We start from the raw sequence: 23090 nt of genomic DNA, 5'->3' as shown, positions 1-23090 counted from the left end.
CTGAAAAGGGGAGGAGACCGGTACCGAGAGCCACCGACAGCCCCCGGAACACCGGTCTCCTCCAAGGACGCTTTCCGGCCCCTGCCCGGTCCGCGCCCCGTCTCGTCAGCGGCGCGGCAGCCCGCGGGCGACCGTCCGCATCAGCTCACCGTCCGCCGTGTCCCCGTCCAGGGACCAGAACATCGCGCCACCCAGGCCCTTGTCCCGGATGTACTCGGTCTTGGCCCGCAGCACCTGGGGGTCGTCGTACGTCCACAGGGTGTTGCCGTCGAAGAGCCATGCCTGACCGTACTTGCGGTAGATCTTGTACTGGCCGGACTCCGCCAGCTTCTTCAGTACCTTGTAGTCCTCGAAACCGGCCTGGTGCACCGCGGGCGCGGGCCGCTCGGCGGGCTGCCCCATGCCGTCGCCGCCGCCCTTGACCCCGGTCCAGCCCTGGCCGTACGCGGGCATGCCCATCACCAGCTTGTGGGCGGGCGCGCCGCGCCGGAGCCAGTCGTTCACGGTCTGGTCGACGCTGAAGTCGTTCCTGGCGTAGAGCGCCGACTGCTGGGCCGTGGTCTTCTCGCCGGAGACATGGAAGTCGTAGCCCTGGAGGTTGACGAAGTCGAAGTCCTTCATCAGCTTGCGGACCTCGAAGCCCGCGTCGATCTTCGCCGGGGCGGTCGGTACGAAGGCGGACAGCTCGTAGTGCTTCCGCTTGCCGTCCTTCTGCCGCGGCTGGCTCTTGGCGTAGGCGTCGAGCTGCTCGCGGAACTCCCGGACCACCGCGGTGAAGTTCTGCTTGTCCTCGGGGCGGTAGATCGTGTCGTCCTCGCCGGACGAGCCCGGCCACTCCCAGTCGAGGTCGATTCCGTCGAAGACCCCGGCCGCCGCGCCGTCGCCGCCGCGGGTGCCGTCCACGGGCAGGTTGCCCTTGATGTAGATGTCGAGGCAGGAGCGGACGAACTCCTTGCGCTTCTCCGCGGTGAGTACCGCGTCGGAGAAGTGAGTGGACCAGCTCCAGCCGCCGAGGGAGATCATCACCTTGAGGCCGGGGTGCTTGGCCTTCAGCTCCCGCAGCTCGTTGAAGTTGCCCGCCAGCTTCTGGTCCCAGGCGTCCGTGACCCCGTCCACGGAGTCGGCGGCGGGAACCCCACGCTGGTAGTCGGCCCAGGGGTCGGCCTGGCCCGCCGGGCCCTGGATCATGCACTTGCCCTCGGGGCTGACATTTCCGAAGGCGTAGTTGATATGCGTCAGCCGGGCGGCCTGGCCGCTGGTGTCCAGATCCTTGACCTGGAAGTCCCGGCCGTAGATGCCCCACTGGGTGAAGTAACCGATGCGCTTGTACGAGGGACGGTCGTCGTCATCGCCGCCGTGTGCCACGGCGGCGGGCGCGAGGGTGGCGAGCAGCGAGAGGGAGGCGGCGGCAACGGCCGTCCTGACGAGGTTTCTTCGACGCATGGGGCTCATTCCTGTACGTAGTCGCGGCGCCGGGCGCGCGTCCGCGCAGCCGGTACCGGCTTCCTCCGTGAACGGGCTTCGTGCAGCACAGGACGCTATTGGTCTGGACCATTAAGGTCAATGCTTTGCCGGGAAACGGTAGACGGCCCTCCGCGCCACCCCTCCCATCCGCGATTTCTCACCAGGAGTAAGGCTTTGGCCCGTGGTTGCGGTCAACAACCCACCGTTGTCAGGCTATTGCGGTCTGTCAATCCGCAGGGTGCGGTCGGGCGTGGTTGGGAGTGGTCCGTGGTCATCGGTGAGCAGCCGGCCTACCTCCGGGTGGCAAGCGACCTCCGCAGGAAGATCGTCGACGGTACGCTGCCGCCGCACACCCGGCTGCCCTCCCAGGCCCGGATCCGGGAGGAGTACGGGGTCTCCGACACCGTCGCCCTCGAAGCCCGCAAGGTGCTGATGGCGGAGGGGCTGGTGGAGGGCCGGTCCGGCTCGGGCACCTATGTCCGGGAGCGGCCCGTGCCCCGGCCGATCGCCCGTACCGGTTTCCGCCCGCCCGCGGGCGCCAACCCCTTCCGGCAGGAGCAGGCGGTCGACGGCGTCCAGGGGACCTGGGAGTCCCGGAGCGAGCAGGATGCGGCGGACGTCGATATCGCCGCCCGGCTCGGCGTGCCGGTCGGGGCGCGGGTGATGCGGACCCGCTATGTCTTCCGGGAGAACGGGGAGGCCATGATGCTCTCCACCTCCTGGGAGCCGCTGGACGTCACCGGCCGGACCCCGGTGATGCTGCCTGAGGAGGGGCCGCTCGGGGGGTGCGGGGTGGTCGAGCGGATGGCGGCGATCGACGTCGTCGTGGACAACGTCAGCGAGGAGGTCGGCGCCCGGCCGGGGCTGGCGGACGAACTGCTGGCGCTGGGCGGTGTTCCGGGGCATGTCGTCATGGTGGTGGCCCGGACCTACTACGCGTCGGGCCGCCCTGTGGAAACCGCGGATATCGTCGTACCGGCGGATCGTTTCCGGGTCGCCTACCGGCTTCCCGTGCGATGAGATTCCGGCCGGTGCCGCCCGGGATCGCGGGCCCACCGGTACCGTAGAAGGCCGGTCCGGGCCCTTCGTCCGTACCGGACGCGGCCGGCGCGTCGGTCGTGAGACCCCGTGTTCGGGCCTCTTTCCTATCTCTTTGTGGTAAACCGCATGCTCTGAGTGAAGGTCAGGCGTAGGCTCCGGCATATGCATAACGCGGTTTCCCGGCGATCTTTCCGATCTTCTCAGTACTGCGGACCCACCGGGGGAGGGGTGCGATGAGCGACGGCAACGCCGCGCTTTCCTGGCTCGTCATACGCCAGGACGACAATGGCAACCGCTATCGGGTCGGCCGGTACGACACCGAGGACGAGGCCCGCCGGATGGTGGACACGCTCTACCCCGAGGGACAGCGGCGGCTCTACTCCGTGGAGCCGGTCGAGGGCTCCGCACGCTGACCACGGCCGGGGGTACGCTCCGGCGCATGACGGAACGTGATCGTGTGGTCGTGGCGGGCGCGCTGTGCGACCGGGGGCGTCTGCTGGCCGCGCGCCGCAGCGCCCCCGAGGAGTTGGCCGGGCGCTGGGAGCTGCCCGGCGGCAAGGCGGAGGCCGGTGAACGGCCCGAGGACGCCTTGGTGCGCGAGCTGCGCGAGGAGTTGGGCGTGGAGACGGAGCCGCTGGACCGTATCCCGGGCGAATGGCCCCTCAAGAAGGGGTATGTGCTCCGGGTGTGGACCGTCCGGCTGCTCTCGGGGGAGCCGCGCCCGCTGGAGGATCACGACGATCTGCGCTGGCTCGGCCCCGACGAAACCGATTCCGTCGACTGGCTGGACCAGGACCGTCCCGCCGTCGCCGAGGTCGCGCGGCGAATGAAGGCCGGGTCCGCCCCGGCGGGCCCCTCGGGCGGCTGAGCCGCCCCGGCCGCTGGGCCGTTTGCGTCAAGGATGCGTCTATCCATCGCCAAATAACCATCAAACCTGACGAAAGGGATATCTCCGGTCGTAATTCGGGTATGTGGTGGTTAGCCACCCGCACGGGACGTGGATCTGCTGCTGGTCCAGGAAGTGAGCGGCGTGATCGACATCGACGGCGCGTGCGCCGAATGGACCTTCCCCGCCGAGCCCGACGCCGTACGATCGGCTCGGCACGCCGTCCGCGACACCCTGCGCGACTGGGGTCTCGACCACGGCGTCTGTGATGTGACGGTGCTCCTGGTGAGCGAGTTGGTCACCAACTCCCTGCGCTACGCCTCCGGGCCGATCGGCGTCCGGCTCAGCCGGCCCGAATCCGCTGAGAGCGCCTCCTCCCTCCTGGTCGAGGTGTCCGACCCGCTGCCCGATCCGCCCGTCGCCCGGACGGCGGCACCGGACGACGAGACCGGCCGGGGGCTGCAACTCGTCGCCGGAAACGCCCGCAGATGGGGGACCAGACGTGGTCTCGCAGGGAAGACTGTGTGGTTCGAGCTGTCTCTCACTGGTTAAAAGTGTGAAGGGACAACGATCACGGCTCGGACGGCGCAAAATGAACGAGACCGTGCTGTGATCGTGAACGCCGTGTGCGTCGGAGCCGTAGTGCTGAATACTGCGGTCATGGCCGGTCCGGTGCGGTGAGCTGGAGGGGACGGTCGCGTGAGCGAGATATCTGGGACGACGGGCGATGTCGTGTGGCAGAGCAGCCCGCCTGGCTCGATCTACGACTACATCAGGGCCGCCTCCTTCTCGATAGGTCCCGACGGCCTGGTGGACCAGTGGAGCCAGCGGGCCGTCGACCTCTTCGGGCTGACGGCTTCGCAGGTCAGGGGCCGGGATCCGATCGAGGTCTTTCTGCCGCCCGAGCTGCGTCCGCGCGGCCACCGGCACGTCAAGGAGATCCTCGACGGCAAGGAATGGACCGGCCTGGTGCCCTTCGGGCTGCCCGGCGACTCCCGGGCGGGCGGCCTCGCCGAGATCTATGTGATGCCCAGTGAGACGGAGACCGGCGAGCGGGCCGCGCTCTGTATCGTCGTCGACGTCCGGGCCCTGCGGCGGATAGAGACGGATCTCGCCGCCTCCGAGGCGATTTTCGGCCAATCGCCCTTCGGGTTCCTCCTCTTCGGCACCGATCTGCGGGTACAGCGGGCCAACCAGCGCTTCGCCACCGTCTTCGGCGGCTCCGTCGAGGACCACCGGGGCCGGACGGTCCACGACTATCTCTCCCGGTCCGAGGCCGACCGGATGACCGTGTCCCTGCGCCGGGTCCTGGAGACCGGAGAGCCCGCCCTCGACCTCCAGATCGTCGGCGCGCAGCCCTTCAGCGCCGAACGGCGGCACTGGTCGATCAATCTCTACCGCGTCCACAGCGGTACGGGCCGGACCATCGGAGTGGCCGGAATCGGTACCGATGTCACCCGCCGTCATGTCGCCGCCCGCGAAGCGGCCAGCGCCCGCCGCAATCTCGCCCTTCTCAACGAGGCCAGCGCCCGGATCGGCAACTCCCTCGACCTGGAGACCACCGCCCGCGAACTCCTCGACGTCGCCGTACCCGGCTTCTGCGACCTGGCGTCGGTCGACCTCTACCAGGCCCTGCTCACCGGCGACGACGAAGCCCCGGGCCCCTGGGACGCCCCCGGCGCCGACGGCTGCGGCGGCAGCGCCGAACTGCGCCGGGTCGCCTTCGCCAGCGCCGTATCCGACGCCCCGCTGATCACCACCCCCGGCTGCGGCACCCGCGGCGCCGTCCCCACCGCCGTCGGCGAGGTCCACCGCTACGGAGCCAACTCGCCCTGCGCCAACGCGCTGCGTACCGCGCGGGTCCAGCACATCCCCGCCACCGGCGGCGGCCTCGTCCAGTCCACCCTCGCCGTGCCCATGGTGGCCCACGACTCCGTCGTCGGCCTCGTCCAGTTCTCCCGGACCAAGGGCAGCGAGCCCTTCGGCGAACGCGACCGGGCCCTCGCGGGCGAACTCGCCGCCCGCGCCGCCGTCTGCATCGACAACGCCCGCCTCTACCGGCGGGAGCACGAGCGGGCCCTCATCCTCCAGCGCAGCCTGTTGCCCCCCGGCGACCCCGAGGCGGCCGGACTCGACATCGCCTGCCGCTATCTGCCCGGCAACACCGCCACCGAGGTCGGCGGCGACTGGTTCGACGTGATCGAACTGCCCGGCCACCGCACCGCCCTCGTCGTCGGCGACGTGATGGGCCGCGGACTGCGCGCCGCCGTCGCCATGGGCGAGCTGCGGACCGCCGTACGCACCCTGGCCCTGCTCGATCTCGAACCCGCCGAGGTCCTCTCCGCCCTCGACGAGATCGCCCGCGGTCTCGGCGGCCCCGGCGGCACCCAGCAGGGCAGCCGCGCGGCCCAGAAATCCCGGGCAGCCGATCTCGCCGAGGTCTACCTGGCGACCTGCGTCTACGCCGTCTACGACCCGGTCACCCGGCGCTGCACCTTCGCCAACGCCGGACATCTGCCGCCCGTCCTGGTCGAACCGGGGGAGGAGGCCCTGCTGCTCGACGTACCCCCCGGCCTGCCGCTCGGCGTCGGCGGCGAACCCTTCGAGGAGGTCGAGGTCGAACTCCCCGAAGGCGCCCTGCTCGCCCTGTACACCGACGGCCTGGTCGAGTCCCGCGACCACCATCTCGACGAGGGGCTGAGCGCCTTCCGGGCCGCCCTCACCTCGCCCACCCTGCTCACCGGACCCGGCCTCCCGCCCGGTCCGCCCGCCCCCGCCGGGCTGCCCGCCACCACCGTCCCGATACCCGGCCCCCCGGTCCCCGCGCGCACGGCCCGGCCCCAGGAGCCCCGGTCGCTGGAGGACGTCTGCGACCACGTACTGAACACCCTCGACACCCGCCACGGCGAGGACGACATCGCCCTCCTGATGGCCCGCGTCCAGGGACTGCCCGCCGAGGCGGTCGGGGACTGGCAGCTGCCCCGCGAACCCCGCTCGGTGGGCCGGGCCCGGGAGCTGAGCCGCGCCCAGCTCGTCGCCTGGGACCTCGAACCCCTGGTCGACACCGTGGAGCTGCTGGTGAGCGAGCTGGTCACCAACGCCCTGCGGTACGGCGAGGGCGAGATACGGCTCAGGCTGCTGCGGGACCGCACCCTGGTGTGCGAGGTCTGGGACGGGGGACTCGTCCAGCCCCGTCGCCGCCGGGCCAGGGACACCGACGAAGGCGGTCGCGGTCTCCAGCTCGTCGGACTGCTCAGCGCGGCCTGGGGCTCGCGGCGCACCCCCCGGGGCAAGACCGTCTGGTTCGAACTCGCCCTCCCGGGCGGGGGCGCCGCCGAGCCCACCGTGGATCAGCTGCTGAGCATGTTCTGACCGCTCCTGATCGTTCCCGGCCGTTGGTGGCGGTTCTGGCCTGCCATATAGGGCCGGGTAAGAGTCAGGAGCCCGACTTCAGCGCCGCCAGCCGTACCTCCACCTCCGCCGTGTCGCCCAGCCCTTCGAGCTGCTCGAACTGGGCGTCCAAAGAGGAGGCGGCCAGCTCCTGCTTGCCCAGCGCCCTGGCCTCCTCCCGGCGGACCTTGTCCTCGAAGCGGCCCAGCTCGCTCGCGGGATCGAGGACGTCGACGCTCTTCACCGCGTCCAGCATCCGGTTCTGCGCGTCCGCCGAACGGGAACGGGCCACCAGCTCGTCCCGTTTCGCCTGGAGCTGGGAGAACTTCGCCTTCATCTGATCGAGTCCGGACTTCAGCTTCTCCACTACCTCCGTCTGGGAGGCGATCACCGGCCCGGCCGTCGCGGCCTCCTTCTCGGACTGGAGCTGACGCTGGAGGGCCACCCTCGCCAGACCGTCGAACCGGTCCGCCTCGACGGTTCCGCCCGAAGCCCGCAACCCGTCCGCCTTCCGGCTGGCCGCCAGCGCCTTCTCGCCCCACTGCCGGGCCGCCGCCACATCCTCCTGATGGTCCTGCTCCATCAGCCGCAGATTGCCGATGGTGCCCGCGATGGCCTGTTCCGCGTCGCTGATGTTGTTGGCGTAGTCCCGGATCAGTTGGTCGAGCATCTTCTCGGGATCCTCGGCCTGATCGAGCAGGGCGTTGATGTTGGCCTTGGCCAGCTGGGTCACCCGGCCGAGGATGGTCTGTTTGGTCATGGCACCTCTCCTTGTCGGAGCTGAGGAGCTGAGGAGCTGCGTAGCTGAGGAGGAGCTGATCCCTCAGAAGCGACCACCACCCATCCGCCCGCGCGTACCGCCGCCGCCGAAGCTGCCGGGCCGCCCCTCGAACCCGCCGCCGAACCCCCCGGACCCGAACCCGCCGAACCCGCCGCCACCCGAGCCGTGACGCCCTCCCCCGCCGAACAGCCCGCCGAGCACGATCCCCCCGAGCACCGCTCCGCCGAGACCGCCCCCCGCGCTTCCCGCCCGGGACGCACCGCCCGGACCGAACGGGTTCCCGAATCCGGCGACGTCCTCCTCGGCCAGCCGCTGCGCCTCCCGCGCCAGCGCGTCCGCCCGCTGAGCCTCGGCGAGCGCGGCCCGCGCGTTCCGCCCGGCCTCGCCCGCACCACCGCCCGCGGCCCCGGCGCCGTGACCGCCGCCCCCGCCCCAGCCGTCCGCCGGTTCCGCCGTTCCCGCCGCCAGTTCCTCCGACAGCCCCAGCCGCCGCTGTGCCTCGGCCAGCCGGGTCCGGGCCGGGCTGCCCACCACGCCCCGGTGCGTGGCGATGTAATCGGCGGCGGCGCCGACGGCCGAGCGCGCCCCGAGCGTCGCCTGGCCGAGCAGGCTACGGGCCCGCCGGGCCTCCTCCTCCGCCACACGCGCCCCCACCAGCGCCTCGTCCAGTGCCGCGTCCGCCTCTTCCAGGCGCCGCAGCGCGTCGATGGGGTCGTAGCGGCCCTCCATCTCCCGCCGGACCTCGGCCGCCACGGTCTCGGCCCGGGCGATCCGGCCCCGCAGTCCGGCCGTCGAGTCCCCGGCCGCGGTCCCGGCGAGCGTCCCGCGCGCCTCCGCGAGATCGCTGTCGGTCTCGGTCAGGGCGCCCGGCAGCGTGCTGACCGCCTCCGCCAGCTCGCGGGCCCGCCGGTCCACGGCCCCGATCAAACGTTCCGCCTGTGCGAGCGCGCCCTCGGCGGCCCGGATCTGGACGGCGGCCGAGGCGTTCTCACCGGCGTCGAGGGCGGTACCGGCCCGGTCGACGGCGGTCTTGGCGAAGACCAGCCGGTCCTTGGCCCCGGCGGCGTCGCCCGCGACGGGGGCGGACGCCGACTCCGCGTACCGCTCCCGCATCACCGCCAGGGCCGCCTCGGCCGAGATGATCCGCCCGTTGAGGTCGGTGAAGTGCTCCCGGGCGGCGGCCAGCGCCTGCGGGGCGTTCCGTTCCAGGTCGCGCAACCGGTCGAAGTCGGCGGTTTCGGCGTCAAGACGCCGGTCGGCGTCGGCGCACCGGGTCAGGATCTCGGTCAGCATCCGGCGCCGGGTCGCGTCGTCCTCCGGGTGGGCGTCGTCGAGCCGCTGCCGGAGCCGGAACGCCGCCGTCAGCTGCTCCCGGGCGTAGCCGACCGCCTCGTCGAAAGGTTTCGCCGCGTCCTCGCCGAACTGCGCGGCGGCGAAGCCCAGCTCCTCCTGGCTGGTACGGAGCGCGTCGTCGGTGTCGACGAGGGCCTGCCGCGCCTTCGCGTCCAGTTCGGCCGTCGTCGGCCCGGACGCGGTCTCGCCGCCGCCCCAGCCGGCCCGGCCGCCCTGCGGGGTGGTACGGGTGGCGGTACGGCGCCGACGCCGTACGGCCGCGTAGGCGACGGCACCGCCCACGGCGACCGCGACCCCCACCGGAAGCACCAGATCCGCCGCGCCCGTACCAGTACTGGTACCCGGGTCGGGGTCGCCGGGGGTGATCGTGGGGGTGGGGACGGGGCGGCCCGAGAGCACCGCGGTAAAGCCGTCCGCGGCGCCGACTGCGGCGCCCGCCCAGTCGTTCCGCCGCAGCGGGGGTACGACGGCGGTCCGCGCGACCTCCGCCAGCTGGGCGTCGGTGAGGCGGGATTCGACGGGTGCCCAGTAGGCGAACTGGCGGTCGTGGGTGGCGACGGCCAGCAGCAGATCGTCGGTGCCGAGTCCGTTGCGGCGGGCCGTCGCGTCGGCCCAGTCCTGTGCGGTCCGGCCGGAGAAGTCCCGGACATAGACGACGAAGAGCTGAAGCCGCTCGGCGGCGTACAGCCGGTCGATCGCCCGGACGACCTCGGTACGGCGCCCGCCGAGCGCGTCGACCCGGTCGGTGACCGGGCCGTCGCGGGACAGGGTGACGGGGTCGTCGGCGGGCGGGGCCGCCGGAGCGATCCCGGCGGTCGTACCGGGAAACACCGCGGCGGGTGCGGCCGCCGCGGGTGGGGCGGCGGGCGTGCCCGACCACCAGGCCGTCAGCAGGACGGCGGCGGCCAGTCCGGCTGACATTCGCGTCACATGGGGAGGTTATGTCCGGATGTGGAGCCTCGCGACCTGGCGAGAACTCGCCATCGATGCGTCACGCTGAGTAATCGGGGGAGGTATTCGATGCGCGGACGGGACGGGTACGGCGCCGTGTCTGTCGAAGCCCGCGAGAGCGACCGCTTCTTGACAACTGCACAGTGAGCCCGAGTGACGGCGGACGGCGCGGGCCGCCGCCGGAGAGAGAAGAGGCGGACGGGAGAAAGGAGGACGTCATCCGCCGGTGGTGGCCGGTGCGGACGGGGGCCGGGGCCGCGGAGCGGCGCGCCGAGGGGCGCGGGGTGCTCCGCCCGCGGACCCGGACCCCGTGGTCAGGAGCTTTCCCGGCGCCTGATCTTGTTGCCGAGCCACACCAGAGGGTCGTATTTGCGGTCGACGGCGCGTTCCTTCAGGGGGATCAGGGCGTTGTCGGTGATCTTGATTCCCTCGGGGCACACCTCGGTACAGCATTTGGTGATGTTGCAGTAGCCCAGTCCGTGCTCGTCCTGGGCGGTCTTCTTCCGGTCGAGGCCCTCCTCGGCGGCCGAGTCCAGCGGATGCATGTCCAGTTCGGCCACCCGCATCAGAAACCGCGGCCCGGCGAAGGCGGCCTTGTTCTCCTCGTGGTCACGGACCACATGGCAGGTGTCCTGGCACAGAAAACACTCGATGCACTTACGGAACTCCTGGGAGCGGTCCACGTCGACCTGCTGCATCCGGTACTCGCCCGGGGCCACCCCCCGGGGCGGGACGAAGGACGGCACCTCGCGGGCCTTGGTGTAGTTGAAGGACACATCGGTCACGAGATCGCGCATGACGGGGAAGGCCCGCAGGGGGGTCACGGTGATCGTCTCCTCGCGGGAGAAGACGGACATCCGCGTCATACACATCAGCCGGGGGCGGCCGTTGATCTCGGCACTGCACGAGCCGCACTTTCCGGCCTTGCAGTTCCAGCGGACCGCGAGATCGGACGCCTGGGTGGCCTGGAGGCGGTGAATGATGTCCAGGACGACCTCGCCGTCGTGGACCTCCACGGAGTAGTCCCTCAGTTCACCGCCGTCCTGGTCGCCGCGCCACACCCGAAAACTGGCCTGGTACGCACTCACTCGTGGAGCTCCTCTTCGGTGAGGTACTTGACCAGCTCCTCCTTCTCGAACAGGGCGAGCAGGTCGGGTCGGATGGGGTCGGTCGTCGTCCGTTCGAGGGCGATCCGCCCGCCGTCGGGGTCCGGCCCGGCGGGGTCGGCCAGCCGGCAGCGCAGATTGACCCGGCGCCATTCCCGGTCCATCGCGGGCCGGTCCTCCCGGGTATGGCCGCCGCGGCTCTCGGTCCGTTCCAGGGCGGCCCGGGCCACGCACTCGCTGACCAGGAGCATGTTCCGCAGATCGAGGGCGAGATGCCAGCCGGGGTTGAACTGCCGGTGGCCCTCCACCCCGGCCAGGGCGGCCCGCTTCCGCAGCTCCACCAGCTTCTCCAGGGCCTGCCGCATCTCGCCCTCCCGCCGGATGATGCCGACGAGGTCGTTCATGGCCTGCTGGAGTTCCTGATGGAGGGTGTACGGATTCTCCGGCGGGCCGCCGTCCGCCGCGCCGGAGGGAGTGAAGGGCCGCAGGGCCTCCGCGGCGGCGGCGTCGACCAGGGCGTCGTCCACCGCGGGGCGGGGGCCGCCCGCCAGGGCGTGCCGGGCCGCGTGGAGCCCGGCCCGGCGGCCGAAGACGAGCAGATCGGAGAGGGAGTTGCCGCCGAGCCGGTTGGAGCCGTGCATCCCGCCCGCGACCTCACCCGCCGCGAACAGGCCGGGCACCCCCACCGCGGCGGCCGTGTCGGAGTCGACCGCGACCCCGCCCATCACGTAGTGGCAGGTCGGCCCGACCTCCATCGGTTCCGCCGTAATGTCGACATCGGCCAGCTCCTTGAACTGGTGGTACATCGACGGCAGCCGACGCCGGATGGTCTCGGCGGGCATCCGGGTGGAGACATCGAGGAAGACACCTCCGGCGGGGGACCCCCGGCCTGCTTTGACCTCGGAGTTGATGGCCCGGGCGACCTCGTCGCGGGGGAGGAGTTCGGGCGGGCGCCGGTTGTTGTCCGGGTCGTCGTACCAGCGGTCGGCCTCCTCCTCCGACTGCGCGTACTTCTCCTTGAAGACCTCCGGAATGTAGTCGAACATGAAGCGTTTGCCCTCGGAGTTGCGGAGCACGCCGCCGTCGCCGCGGACGGACTCGGTGACGAGGATGCCCTTCACCGAGGGCGGCCAGACCATCCCCGTGGGGTGGAACTGGACGAACTCCATATTGAGCAGGGGCGCCCCGGCGAGCAGGGCCAGGGCGTGGCCGTCGCCGGTGTACTCCCACGAGTTGGAGGTGACCTTGAAGGACTTGCCGATCCCGCCGGTGGCCAGGACGACCGAGGGCGCCTCGACCACGAAGAACCGGCCCGACTCACGTTCGTAGCAGAAGACCCCCGCGACCCGGTCACCATCCTTGATCACTTGAGTGACCGTGCACTCCTGGAAGATCTTCAGCCGCGACTCGGGGTCGCCGGTGGCGGCCTCGTCCTCCTGCTGGAGGGAGACGATCTTCTGCTGGAGGGTACGGATCAGCTCCAGACCGGTCCGGTCACCGACATGGGCCAGCCGGGGATACTCGTGACCGCCGAAGTTCCGCTGGGAGATCCGGCCGTCGGGGGTGCGGTCGAAGAGGGCGCCCCAGGTCTCCAGCTCCCACACCCGGGCCGGTGCCTCCTGGGCGTGGAGCTCGGCCATCCGCCACTGGTTGAGGAACTTTCCGCCCCGCATGGTGTCCCGGAAGTGGACCTGCCAGTTGTCCCCGGCGTTGACATTGCCCATCGAGGCGGCGATCCCGCCCTCCGCCATCACGGTGTGGGCCTTGCCGAACAGGGACTTGCAGATCACGGCGGTCCGGGCGCCCCGCTCCCGGGCCTCGACGGCGGCCCGCAGCCCGGCGCCCCCCGCTCCGATCACCACGACGTCCCACTGCTGGCGTTCGAGTTGCGTCATATCAGAAGAACCTCGGATCCTCGAAGGCACCGGAGGCGACCAGATAGACATAGAAGTCGGCCGCCGCGACGCTGATCAGCGATGCCCACGCCAGCAGCATGTGGCGCTCGTTCAGCCTGCCCACCCAGCCCCACAGGCGATAGCGCACCGGATGCTTCGAGAAGTGTTTGAGCCGGCCGCCGACGATATGGCGACAGGAGTGACAGGACAGGGTGTAGGCCCAGATCAGCACGATGTTGATCAGGAAGACCACGGTGCCGAGACCCATATGGCCCCAGTCGTAGTTCTCGTCCCGGAAGGCCAGCACGGTGTCGTAGCTGAGGATCACGGCCACGACGATCGCCAGATAGAAGAAGTACCGGTGGATGTTCTGGAGGATCAGCGGGAAACGGGTCTCACCGGTGTAGCGGCGGTGCGGCTCGGCGACCGCGCAGGCGGGCGGCGACGCCCAGAACCCCCGGTAGTACGCCTTGCGGTAGTAGTAGCAGGTGAGCCGGAAACCGAGCGGGAGGATCAGGATCAGCAGAGCGGGGGAGAACCCCCACCAGTCGCCGACCAGCCCCCACTCGGGCCCGCCCTTCATCGGGACGCAGTTCTCCGCCAGACAGGGCGAGTAGAAGGGGGACACATAGGGGGCGGCGTAGTAGTCGGCATTGGCGAAGGCCCGCCAGGTCGAGTAGACGACGAAGGCGAACAGCCCGGCGGCGGTGAGCGCGGGGGCGAGCCACCAGCGGTCCGTCCGCAGATGGCGGGGGGAGATGGCGGCGCGCGTCGGGCCGTGCACCCCCGTACGCGCGCCGGGTACCGGGTCCGACGACCCGCTCGTATGGACATGTGGTGGTTCGGTACCAGTGGCCAACGGAAGGTCTCCTAGGGAGCGTGCCGGTCTCGGACGCCCAGCCCCTCGTCGTCGGAGTCGGTCCACAGCGCGTCGTTGTACGGCACATCCGGGATGGTGACCAGGTCCTCACGGTCCCCGGGGCGGGTCCCGGTCCCCGTACCGGGGCCGGTGCCACGGGGCCGCCCGGCTGTGCCGCCGAGTCGGCCGACGGTGCGCTCCAGCTCCTCGACCCGCTGTACCAGGTCGTCGAGGCGGCGCTGCATCGTGGTCAGGTCTTCCTGCTGGGACATGACGTGCCCTCACTTCCGCGGGGTGCGGTGGCGTCGCTCATGCGCCTGCGAGTGTTCCGCGTCACATCCCTGGTTGTGAAGAGATGTGCCGGGACTTCCCGCGCAGGAGTGGCGAGTGCGCCTCCGGTTGTCCGATTCTCACTCCTTCCATTTTCGGGTTCCCCGCCCGGTTCGGCCGCTTTCGTGGGCCTTTCGCTGCTCTGCCCGGGTGACCTTCCGCCCGTGCGCGCCGTGTCGGCGCCGCCCCCCGTGGTTCGTCCACTTCAGTGGACCGGAATCGGTGTGATCATCAAAAAATTTCCTCATCCTCCGCATCTGTACGACCGCGGAACCTTCAGGACGAAGAGGTGGACCCATGGCCCAGGACCGGACCTCCCGGACCTTCCGATCCCGGACACTCCGCTCCGTCGCGCTGCTCACCGGCGGAGTGCTGGCGCTGCCCGCTCTCGCGGGATGCGGGGCCGACGAGGCCGAGCTGACGGGCCGGGCCACCCAGCAGGACATCGCGACCACCGCGCGCCAGCAGGTCGGCGAGGGAGGCACCCTGCGCTGGGCCGTCGACACCATGCCGACGACGCTCAACACCTTCCAGGCCGACGCCGACGCCACCACCACCCGGGTCGCCCAGGCCGTGCTGCCCGCCCTCTTCACCCTGGACGCCAACGGCCGCCCCCAGCGCAACCCCGACTATGTGGAGTCCGCGGAGATCGTCGAGCGCGAGCCCAAGCAGGTGGTGCTCTACAAGCTCAACCAGAAGGCGGTGTGGAGCGACGGCCGGGAGATCGGCGCCGCCGACTTCGTCTCCCAGTGGCAGGCGCTCAGCGGACGGAACACCACGTTCTGGACCGCCCGGAACGCCGGGTACGACCGGATCGAGCAGATCCAGAAGGGCGCCAACGACCTGGAGGTGAGGATCACCTTCAAGAAGCCCTACGCCGACTGGCAGTCCCTCTTCACCCCGCTGTACCCCAAGGACGTCACCGGACTCCCCAAGGCGTTCAACGACGGCGCCCGCAATACGATCAAGGCCACCGCCGGACCGTTCCGGATCGCCGCGATCGACCGGAAGAAGAAGGACATCACCCTGGTCCGCAACCCCCGCTGGTGGGGCGAGCAGACCAAGCTGGACGCCATGGTCCTGACCGCCGTACCGAGGAACGAGCGGGCCGCGGCGCTCGCCGCGGGCAAGGTCGACATCGCCGAGATCGACCGGAACACCGCCGACCGGATCGCCCTCGCCCTGCGCAACAAGTCCACCGGCGGTCAGCAGCCCGGCCACGGCCCGCAGGCCGCCCTCACCCCCGGCAAGGCCCTCCGGCTCTGGGCGATCGCCAACGGCTCCGACGAGGAGGCCGCCGAGGCCGCCCGGACGACCCGGGAGAAGACCGCCGACGCCATCAAGGCATACGCCGCCGAACAGGCCGGACTGCGCGGATTCACGGTCCGCAAGACCCTCGAACCCGCCTATACCCAGCTGGCGCTCAACGGAGAGTCGGGCCCCCTCGCCGACGACCGGGTACGCCGGGCCATCGCCCGCGCCCTTGATCGCGGAGAGTTGGCCGAGACCGTACTGCGCCCGCTCGGGCTGCCCGCCGAGCCGCCCGGCAGCCATCTCGCCCTCAAGGGACAGCGCGCCTATACCGACAACAGCGGGTCGCTGGGCGAGCAGAACACCCAGGAGGCGCAGGCGCTGCTCACCGACGCGGGCTGGACGCCCGGCGGGGCGCTGAAGAAGCCGGGGTCCGCCGAGGCCGGGGCGAGCGGCTCACCGGCCCCCTCACCCTCCGAGGACGGCGGGTCGGACGGGAAGAACCCCGCACGGAGCGCCCGGCAGGCCGAGGTCACGATCCCGGCCTCCGGCCGGGACACCCCCACCAAGGACGGGCTCTACATCGTCGGCGACGAGAAGTCGGGCGGAAGTACCCGGGTCCTCGCCCCGGCACCCGTCACCTTCGAGGACCTGTCGCTCCAGCGCCGGGCCGGGCTGGTGACCGACACCGACACCGACACCGGCGGTGCCGGGAAGGGCGAGGACGCGAAGGACACCGGGCGCGGAGTCACCGGCGCCTACGCCCCGGCGGGCACCGCCGCGCCGGTGGCCGCGGGCGGCAGTCTCGGCAAGGACGGCAAGCCGCTCACCCTGCGGTTCGTGCTGCCCTCCGGACCCGGTTCCGAGTCCCTGCGGGCCGTGGGGGAGAAGATCTCCGGGATGCTGAAGCGGATCGGCGTCCGGACCGAGATCACCAAGGTCGCGGACGAGAGCTACTTCAAGGACCACATCGCCTCCGGCCAGTACGATCTGGCGCTCTACTCCTGGCCCGCGACCGCCTATCCGGCGACCGACGCCCGTCCCATCTTCGCCAAGCCGGAGCCCGCCAGCGATGGTTCCCTGCTGGTGGAGCAGAACTACACCCGGGTCGGTACCGACTACATCGACCAGCTCTTCGACCAGGCCGTGGCCGAACTGGACCAGGACGAGGCCCGTGACCTGGTGCGCCGGGCCGATGCCAGGATCTGGGCGGCGGCCGGTTCGATCCCCCTCTATCAGCGGCCCGAGCTGGTCGCGGTCCGGCCGACGGTGCTCAACGCGGGTGCCTTCGGCTTCGCGACCCCCCGGCTCCAGGACATCGGCTTCACCCCGGCCGCCGCGGCCAAGGCCGGACCCGCGCCGGTCCTGCCCAGCCCGTCGCCGAGCGCGTCCGGTGACGCAGAAGACACAGAAAACACAGAGGACGCAGAGAGCACCGATGAAAGCGGTACCGAGTAGTCGGCGCCGAACGGAGAGAGCGCGCCGGTGACAGTCCCGGGGCAGGGCCGGAGGGTCCTGCCCCGGGACTGTCACCATTCAGAGGTGTAACCGAGGGTAAGGGCCGCTTGACCTCGGGGTACCTCAGAAGTGCCTCAAATGACCTTGCCCGCCGCCGACCGCCATGGGCATGATCGTCACCGGCCTCTTCGACCCAGGTTCTGGCCGCCCGGCGCGCCCCATACGTGCCGGGCCGCCGATGTCCCACCGCCCCCACCGGGCCCGGTCGCGGCCCCCGAAGGCCCGGCCCGGTGCCCCGTACGTCCGCAGATCCACCGCTTCCGACGACCGCGCGCGCCCCCGGATTCCTCCACCGCGGGCTTCGTACGGCCCCGCTCCGCGCCTCCTCGCGGTGCCCGGCCGGTGGACCAGGAGGCCCCGAATCCCGGGGCCCCGTACCATAGAGGTCAGCCGTGGCGCGTCAGCCCCGGCGGGGCGCATGAGGAAGACACCGCCCCTCACGAACGCCGCATCCCACGATCGAGAGAAGCGCCAGCCAGCATGCCCACCCGCCACGACATCCGTAACGTCGCCATCGTCGCCCACGTCGACCACGGCAAGACCACCTTGGTCGACGCCATGCTGAAGCAGGCAGGCGCCTTCGCCGCCCACCAGCAGGTCGACGACCGGGTGATGGACTCGAACGACCTGGAGCGTGAGAAGGGCATCACGATCCTCGCCAAGAACACGGCGGTCAAGTACCACCCGAAGGCAGGCGGCGCCCCCGTCACGATCAACATCATCGACACCCCCGGTCACGCCGACTTCGGTGGTGAGGTCGAGCGCGGCCTCTCCATGGTCGACGCGGTCGTGCTGCTGGTGGACGCCTCCGAGGGGCCGCTGCCGCAGACCCGGTTCGTGCTCCGCAAGGCCCTCCAGGCCCGGATGCCGGTGATCCTCTGTATCAACAAGACGGACCGCCCGGACTCCCGGATCGACGAGGTCGTCAACGAGACCTACGACCTCTTCCTGGACCTCGACGCCGACGAGGACCAGATCGAGTTCCCGATTGTCTACGCCTGCGCCCGGGACGGCGTCGCGTCCCTCACCAAGCCCGCCGACGGTACCGTCCCCGCCGACAGCGACAGCCTGGAGCCCTTCTTCTCCACCCTGCTGGAGTACGTCCCGGCCCCCGAGTTCGACTCCGAGGCCCCGCTGCAGGCCCATGTCACCAACCTCGACGCGGACAACTTCCTCGGCCGGATCGCCCTGCTCCGGGTCGAGCAGGGTGAGCTGCGCAAGGGGCAGAACGTGGCGTGGATCAAGCGCGACGGCTCCGTCTCCAATGTCCGCATCAGCGAGCTGATGATGACCGAGGCGCTGACCCGCAAGCCCGCCGAGGTGGCGGGCCCCGGTGACATCTGCGCGGTCGCCGGTATCCCCGACATCATGATCGGCGAGACCCTCGCCGACCCGGAGAACCCGGTCGCGCTGCCGCTGATCACGGTCGACGAGCCGGCGATCTCCATGACGGTCGGTACGAACACCTCGCCGCTCGTCGGCCGTGGCGGTACCGGCAAGGGTGCCGACAACAAGGCCGCGGTCAAGGACCGCAAGGTCACCGCGCGCCAGGTCAAGGACCGTCTCGACCGCGAGCTGGTCGGTAACGTCTCGCTCCGGGTCCTCGACACCGAGCGCCCCGACGCCTGGGAGGTCCAGGGCCGCGGTGAGCTGGCGCTGGCGATCCTGGTCGAGCAGATGCGCCGGGAGGGCTTCGAGCTGACCATCGGCAAGCCCCAGGTCGTCACCAAGGAGGTCGACGGCAAGGTCCACGAGCCCGTCGAGCGTATGACGATCGACGTGCCCGAGGAGCACATGGGCGCGGTCACCCAGCTCATGGGCGTCCGCAAGGGCCGGATGGACAACATGTCCAACCACGGCTCGGGCTGGGTGCGGATGGAGTTCGTGGTGCCGTCCCGCGGCCTGATCGGATTCCGTACCGAGTTCCTCACCAACACCCGCGGCACCGGAATCGCCCACTCCATCCACGAGGGCCACGAGCCCTGGTTCGGCACGCTCACGACCCGTAACAACGGTTCGCTGGTGGCCGACCGCTCGGGCGCCGTGACGGCCTTCGCGATGACCAACCTCCAGGAGCGCGGCGTCCTCTTCGTGGAGCCGGGTACCGAGGTGTACGAGGGCATGATCGTCGGGGAGAACTCCCGCTCCGACGACATGGACGTCAACATCACCAAGGAGAAGAAGCTCACCAACATGCGCTCCTCCTCGGCCGACTCCTTCGAGGCGATCGTTCCGCCGCGCAAGCTCTCCCTGGAGCAGTCGCTGGAGTTCTGCCGCGACGACGAGTGCGTCGAGGTGACCCCGGAGTCGGTCCGGATCCGCAAGGTGAACCTGGACGCCCGGGAGCGCGCCCGCGCGGCCTCGCGCGCCAAGCACGGCTGACCCGGCTCCGCCCGTCCTCGCGGCGGGCGGTGACGGCCGGAGGCCGGACGGAGCAGTGCTCCGCCGAGCCCGCCCGGCCCGATGTGAGCAATAAGACATAAAGCACGAACCGGAACGGCTCGGGCGGTCCCCCAGGTTGGGACGGCCCGAGCCGTTTGCGTCTCGCGCGAGGGTGGAAGGCTCCGGGATTGGAGCGGTCCCGGAGGCTGTTCGTCAACGGGTTTTCGGATGGCGAATGTCCGACTATCGGGCGTAGCTCACCGGAAACCTGTATTAACAGTCCGTTTCGGGGGTGTCTGTCTGCGATCACTTTGTCCGGATTCTGAGCCTCCGGCCCCCGCTGATGTTGCCAAAACGAGATGCTTTAAGTGTGGTTTACGGCGCGAACTTACCCAATAGTTGGCTTCACTGAGCTCGGGTCAACGGGTCATGCGCTGTGGGGAGCGCCGACTCACGAGCACACGGGGTGCAGCTCTTCGCCGTCAGGGGTGTCGGCGGGTGTACTGCGCCCAGCCTTGCAGTGAACACGTGGACTCATGAGGAGGAACCCATGCGCGGTGCCACGAGCGCCAGCGGGGTCGGGTCGTCGCAGACGGTATGGGCGACCGGTTTCCAGCGCATTCCATCCCATCGCGCCGCCCCCGGCGGCGGACAGCGACTCTGAGCCCCGGTCAACCGCTCGGCTCGCGCTCCTGATGAGGGTGGGATCAATCCCTATAGACATCCATTGCTGCTGTTTTGCCCACGGCTAGCCCGTAGGCGGATGGTGAACCGGCCGTACCCGTGAGACGGGAGGCGGCCGGCAAGCGGGGATCGTCGACCGGAGGCCGTGACGGTACGAGTACATCCACTCGGCCGTCCGGACCGCCGTGCGCAGGAACGCGGGTCACCCGACACCCGTGAATGGACACATCATGACCAGTCCAATCGAGACTGAGGGCGCTGACTCCTCCGTCGCCTTGGACAAGAACACCGCGACCGAGAAGGCCGCCGCAGGCGACGCCGTGACCGGCCGTTCGCCCGGCCAGCTGATGTGGGCGCGCTTCAAGCGCGACCGCACCGGTGTGGTCTCCGCCATCGTGGTGATCGCGTTCTTCGTTATCTCCGCACTGGCGCCGGTGATCTCCTCGCTGTACGGCAAGGACCCGTACACGCTCTACCCGGGCGAGGAGGGGTACGAGGACATCCTCGACGACTTCTCCATGCCGATCGGCACCTTCGGCGGTGTCTCCGGGGAGTTCTGGTTCGGGGTCGAGCCCGACGTGGGCCGTGATGTGTTCACGATGCTGCTCTACGGCATCCGTACCTCCCTCTACATGGCGCTGGTGATCACCACCCTGATGGTGATCACCGGTGTGGTCATCGGCATGGTGGCCGGGTACTTCGGCGGCAAGGTCGACTACTGGCTCAGCCGGATCACCGACTTCTTCCTGGCCTTCCCGCAGCAGCTGTTCTTCATCGCCTTCATGCCGGTCGTGACCGCGATGTTCGTCTCCCCGAAGGACGAGACGCCCACCTATCTGCGGGCCGTGGCGATCATCCTGGTGATGTGGTTCCTCGGCTGGATGGGTCTGGCCCGTCTGGTGCGCAGCTCCGTCCTCTCGCTGCGGGAGCGGGAGTTCGTCGAGGCCGCCAAGGTCTCCGGAGCCTCGCGCTGGCGGATCGTCCGCAAGGAGATCCTGCCGAACATCGTGACCCCGATCCTGGTGCAGGGCACCTACATGCTGCCCAGCTCGATCCTGACCATCGCGTTCCTCTCCTATGTCGGTGTCGGCTTCGTGGAGCCGACCCCCGACTGGGGCCGGATGTTCGCCATCGGCGCCGAGAACTACGAGCAGAACCCCGCGTTCATGTTCTTCCCCGGCGTCGCGATGGTGGTCTTCATCCTCGCGTTCAACCTCCTCGGCGACTCGGTACGAGACGCGTTCGACCCCAAGACCGGACGGTGACGTCCCAGGGCGGGGGCCGCTGCCGCCCCCGCGCCGGGCAACCGGACGGCAGGCAGCACTTGATGAATGACAACGGACAGGTAGGTGCATCAAGCATCATGAAGCCACTTCGCTCACGTCCCGTGCGCGTCATAGCCGCCGCAGCTGTCGTCGGTTCCCTGGCGCTCACCGGCTGCTCCAGCAACGACGGCAAGACCAAGGACGAGTCCAAGTCCAAGAAGGACGCTGCGGCTCAGTCCAAGGCGGTCGAGTACGCCGACGCCGCGGGCTCCACCGGCCCCGCCGCCGAGGTTCCGGGCGCCAAGCCCGGCGGGTTCATCAATGTCTACATGCAGTCCAACATCAGCCACATGGACCCGGGCCAGATCTATGTGAGCGACGCCGGGCAGCTGTCCAACCTCATCCACCGCGGTCTGACCAACTGGAAGGAGGACGCCAACGGCAACCTGACCGTCGTCGGCGACCTCGCGACCGACGCGGGCAAGATGTCGGACGGCGGCAAGACCTGGACGTACACGCTGAAGGACGGCATCAAGGACGCCAACGGCAACCCGATCACCTCGGCCGACGTCCGCCACACCATCGAGCGGCTGTACGCGAAGTTCATCTTCGACGGCCCGACCTACATCCAGAACTGGCTCTCGGGCGACGACTACCGCAAGGCGCTGCCGGACGGTCCGTACACGGGCAAGAGCCTGCCGGACACCGTGCTGGCCACCCCGGACGCGAAGACCATCGTCTTCAAGTTCCAGACCGCGCAGGGTGACCTGCCGCAGGCGCTGGCCATGCCCGGCTACTCCATCGTCCCCAAGAAGGGCGACACCAAGGAGAAGTACGACAAGGCCCCGGTCGCGGTCGGTCCGTACAAGATCGCCGAGTTCAAGTCGGGCAAGTCGCTCAAGCTGGTCAAGAACACCCACTGGGACCCGAAGACCGACTCGGTCCGGCACCAGTACCCGGACGGCTTCAACTTCAACCTCACGGTCGACCAGGCGAGCCAGACCAAGCGTCTGATCGCCGACCAGGGCGAGGCCAAGAACGCCATCCAGTTCACCGACTCGGTCGACGGCGCCATGATCAAGGAGGTCGTCAGCAAGCCCGAGGTCAAGGCCCGCTCGGTGATGGGCTACCAGCCCTACGTCTGGCAGATGACCTTCAACCTCGACTCCGCGGTCGTCAAGGACAAGAAGGTCCGGGACGCGATCACGCACGCGCTGCCCAGCAAGCGGATGATCGGCGCCGACGGCGGTAGCTACGGTGGCGAGCTGGCCGGCGGTCTGATGGGCCCGACGCTCCCGGGCTACGACCCGAACTACGACCCGTTCGGCAAGGGCAAGAAGCCGAACGGTGACCTGGCGACGGCCAAGAAGCTCCTCGCGGAGGCCGGCGTCAAGAGCGGCACCAAGCTCACCTACGCCTACTCCAACTCGCCGCGCGGTCAGAAGCAGATGCTGATCGTCAAGGAGACCCTCGGCAAGCTGGGCTTCGACGTCCAGGCCAAGGAGATCGACCGGGCGACCTTCTACGAGCAGATCGGCAAGGTCAAGAACCCGTACGACCTGTACATGACCGGTTGGGGTCAGGACTGGCCGTCCGCCTCCACCGTGATCACCCCCGTCTACGACGGCACCAAGGTCTCCGACGGCGGCTCGAACTACTCGCACATCAACGACCCCGAGGTCAACGCGGGTATCAAGAAGGCCCTGGCGCTTCCGCCGAGCGAGGCCGCGGCTGAGTGGGAGAAGGTCCACAAGCGGATCGTCGAGCAGATCAACCCGGCCGCCCCGGTGTACTACGCCAAGCACATCCAGCTCTCCGGTTCCAACATCGGTGGTCTGCGGTACGACACCGAGGCGAGCTACATCGACATCAACAACCTGTTCCTGAAGAACCCGTAAGACCGGTTCGCTGACCCCGGTTCACGGTTGATCCCA

Annotated in this window: 16 protein-coding genes; 9 read left to right on the top strand and 7 right to left on the bottom strand. The window is 69.9% G+C overall.

What is annotated here, in order from left to right; translation table 11 throughout:
• Positions 1-105: 105 nt before the first annotated feature.
• Positions 106-1443, bottom strand: coding sequence for a glycoside hydrolase family 18 protein (locus tag AB0G74_RS01815; RefSeq protein WP_361139238.1), 1338 nt, complete (start codon positions 1441-1443; stop codon positions 106-108).
• Between the two features lie 288 nt (positions 1444-1731).
• On the opposite strand from AB0G74_RS01815, the gene AB0G74_RS01810 reads away from it, so the two are divergent.
• The 5 genes from AB0G74_RS01810 to AB0G74_RS01790 all read left to right on the top strand — a co-directional run bounded on the left by AB0G74_RS01810 (position 1732) and on the right by AB0G74_RS01790 (position 6763).
• A complete protein-coding gene (locus tag AB0G74_RS01810; RefSeq protein ID WP_361139236.1) occupies positions 1732-2484 on the top strand; it encodes a GntR family transcriptional regulator in 753 nt (250 codons plus the stop codon).
• Between the two features lie 254 nt (positions 2485-2738).
• On the top strand, positions 2739-2918 hold the full coding sequence (locus tag AB0G74_RS01805) for an SPOR domain-containing protein (protein WP_358828008.1): 180 nt from the start codon (positions 2739-2741) through the stop codon (positions 2916-2918).
• A 26-nt stretch (positions 2919-2944) separates the two neighbouring features.
• Positions 2945-3373 (top strand): (deoxy)nucleoside triphosphate pyrophosphohydrolase, encoded by a 429-nt coding sequence (locus AB0G74_RS01800; RefSeq protein WP_361139233.1) that lies wholly within the window; start codon positions 2945-2947, stop codon positions 3371-3373.
• 153 nt (positions 3374-3526) lie between these two features.
• Positions 3527-3943, top strand: a complete 417-nt coding sequence (locus tag AB0G74_RS01795) for an ATP-binding protein (protein WP_361139518.1) — start codon at positions 3527-3529, stop codon at positions 3941-3943.
• Between the two features lie 147 nt (positions 3944-4090).
• Positions 4091-6763, top strand: coding sequence for a SpoIIE family protein phosphatase (locus AB0G74_RS01790; RefSeq protein ID WP_361139230.1), 2673 nt, complete (start codon positions 4091-4093; stop codon positions 6761-6763).
• 64 nt (positions 6764-6827) lie between these two features.
• On the opposite strand, the gene AB0G74_RS01785 is transcribed toward AB0G74_RS01790, so the two are convergent.
• From AB0G74_RS01785 to AB0G74_RS01760, 6 genes are all read right to left on the bottom strand, one after another.
• Complete coding sequence (locus AB0G74_RS01785; RefSeq protein WP_361139227.1) at positions 6828-7541, bottom strand: PspA/IM30 family protein; 714 nt, start codon at positions 7539-7541, stop codon at positions 6828-6830.
• Between the two features lie 63 nt (positions 7542-7604).
• Positions 7605-9836: a TPM domain-containing protein gene (locus AB0G74_RS01780; protein ID WP_361139516.1), complete on the bottom strand. Its 2232-nt coding sequence runs from the start codon at positions 9834-9836 to the stop codon at positions 7605-7607.
• Between the two features lie 344 nt (positions 9837-10180).
• Positions 10181-10954 carry a succinate dehydrogenase/fumarate reductase iron-sulfur subunit gene (locus AB0G74_RS01775; protein WP_361139224.1) on the bottom strand — a complete coding sequence of 258 codons (774 nt, stop codon included), beginning with the start codon at positions 10952-10954 and terminating at the stop codon, positions 10181-10183.
• Complete coding sequence (locus AB0G74_RS01770; protein WP_361139222.1) at positions 10951-12867, bottom strand: fumarate reductase/succinate dehydrogenase flavoprotein subunit; 1917 nt, start codon at positions 12865-12867, stop codon at positions 10951-10953. The genes AB0G74_RS01775 and AB0G74_RS01770 overlap by 4 nt, the downstream gene beginning before the upstream one ends.
• A gap of 1 nt (position 12868) precedes the next feature.
• Complete coding sequence (locus AB0G74_RS01765; protein WP_361139513.1) at positions 12869-13651, bottom strand: hypothetical protein; 783 nt, start codon at positions 13649-13651, stop codon at positions 12869-12871.
• An 86-nt stretch (positions 13652-13737) separates the two neighbouring features.
• Entirely contained in the window at positions 13738-13998 is a 261-nt protein-coding gene (locus AB0G74_RS01760) for a hypothetical protein (RefSeq protein WP_358828002.1), read from the bottom strand.
• 355 nt (positions 13999-14353) lie between these two features.
• Here AB0G74_RS01760 and AB0G74_RS01755 point away from each other — a divergent pair, with 355 nt between their 5' ends.
• From AB0G74_RS01755 to AB0G74_RS01740, 4 genes are all read left to right on the top strand, one after another.
• Complete coding sequence (locus AB0G74_RS01755) at positions 14354-16765, top strand: ABC transporter family substrate-binding protein (RefSeq protein ID WP_361139220.1); 2412 nt, start codon at positions 14354-14356, stop codon at positions 16763-16765.
• Positions 16766-17305: 540 nt separating this feature from the next.
• Positions 17306-19207 (top strand): translational GTPase TypA, encoded by a 1902-nt coding sequence (gene typA / locus AB0G74_RS01750; protein ID WP_361139217.1) that lies wholly within the window; start codon positions 17306-17308, stop codon positions 19205-19207.
• A 914-nt stretch (positions 19208-20121) separates the two neighbouring features.
• Positions 20122-21156, top strand: coding sequence for an ABC transporter permease (locus AB0G74_RS01745; RefSeq protein WP_361139214.1), 1035 nt, complete (start codon positions 20122-20124; stop codon positions 21154-21156).
• Positions 21157-21254: 98 nt separating this feature from the next.
• Complete coding sequence (locus tag AB0G74_RS01740) at positions 21255-23054, top strand: ABC transporter substrate-binding protein (protein WP_361139211.1); 1800 nt, start codon at positions 21255-21257, stop codon at positions 23052-23054.
• Positions 23055-23090 lie beyond the last annotated feature (36 nt).

Source organism: Streptomyces sp. NPDC020875, from assembly GCF_040641415.1.
GTDB lineage: Bacteria > Actinomycetota > Actinomycetes > Streptomycetales > Streptomycetaceae > Streptomyces.
This window is presented reverse-complemented; position numbering and strand designations above follow the sequence as displayed.

Bases quoted from the DNA above. Each gene is read 5' to 3' on its own strand.
- AB0G74_RS01815 (WP_361139238.1), bottom strand. From the start codon at position 1,443: ATGCGTCGAAGAAACCTCGTCAGGACGGCCGTTGCCGCCGCCTCCCTC.
- AB0G74_RS01805 (WP_358828008.1), top strand. From the start codon at position 2,739: ATGAGCGACGGCAACGCCGCGCTTTCCTGGCTCGTCATACGCCAGGAC.
- AB0G74_RS01800 (WP_361139233.1), top strand. From the start codon at position 2,945: ATGACGGAACGTGATCGTGTGGTCGTGGCGGGCGCGCTGTGCGACCGG.
- AB0G74_RS01785 (WP_361139227.1), bottom strand. From the start codon at position 7,541: ATGACCAAACAGACCATCCTCGGCCGGGTGACCCAGCTGGCCAAGGCC.
- AB0G74_RS01780 (WP_361139516.1), bottom strand. From the start codon at position 9,836: ATGTCAGCCGGACTGGCCGCCGCCGTCCTGCTGACGGCCTGGTGGTCG.
- AB0G74_RS01770 (WP_361139222.1), bottom strand. From the start codon at position 12,867: ATGACGCAACTCGAACGCCAGCAGTGGGACGTCGTGGTGATCGGAGCG.
- AB0G74_RS01760 (WP_358828002.1), bottom strand. From the start codon at position 13,998: ATGTCCCAGCAGGAAGACCTGACCACGATGCAGCGCCGCCTCGACGAC.
- AB0G74_RS01755 (WP_361139220.1), top strand. From the start codon at position 14,354: ATGGCCCAGGACCGGACCTCCCGGACCTTCCGATCCCGGACACTCCGC.
- typA (WP_361139217.1), top strand. From the start codon at position 17,306: ATGCCCACCCGCCACGACATCCGTAACGTCGCCATCGTCGCCCACGTC.
- AB0G74_RS01745 (WP_361139214.1), top strand. From the start codon at position 20,122: ATGACCAGTCCAATCGAGACTGAGGGCGCTGACTCCTCCGTCGCCTTG.
- AB0G74_RS01740 (WP_361139211.1), top strand. From the start codon at position 21,255: ATGAAGCCACTTCGCTCACGTCCCGTGCGCGTCATAGCCGCCGCAGCT.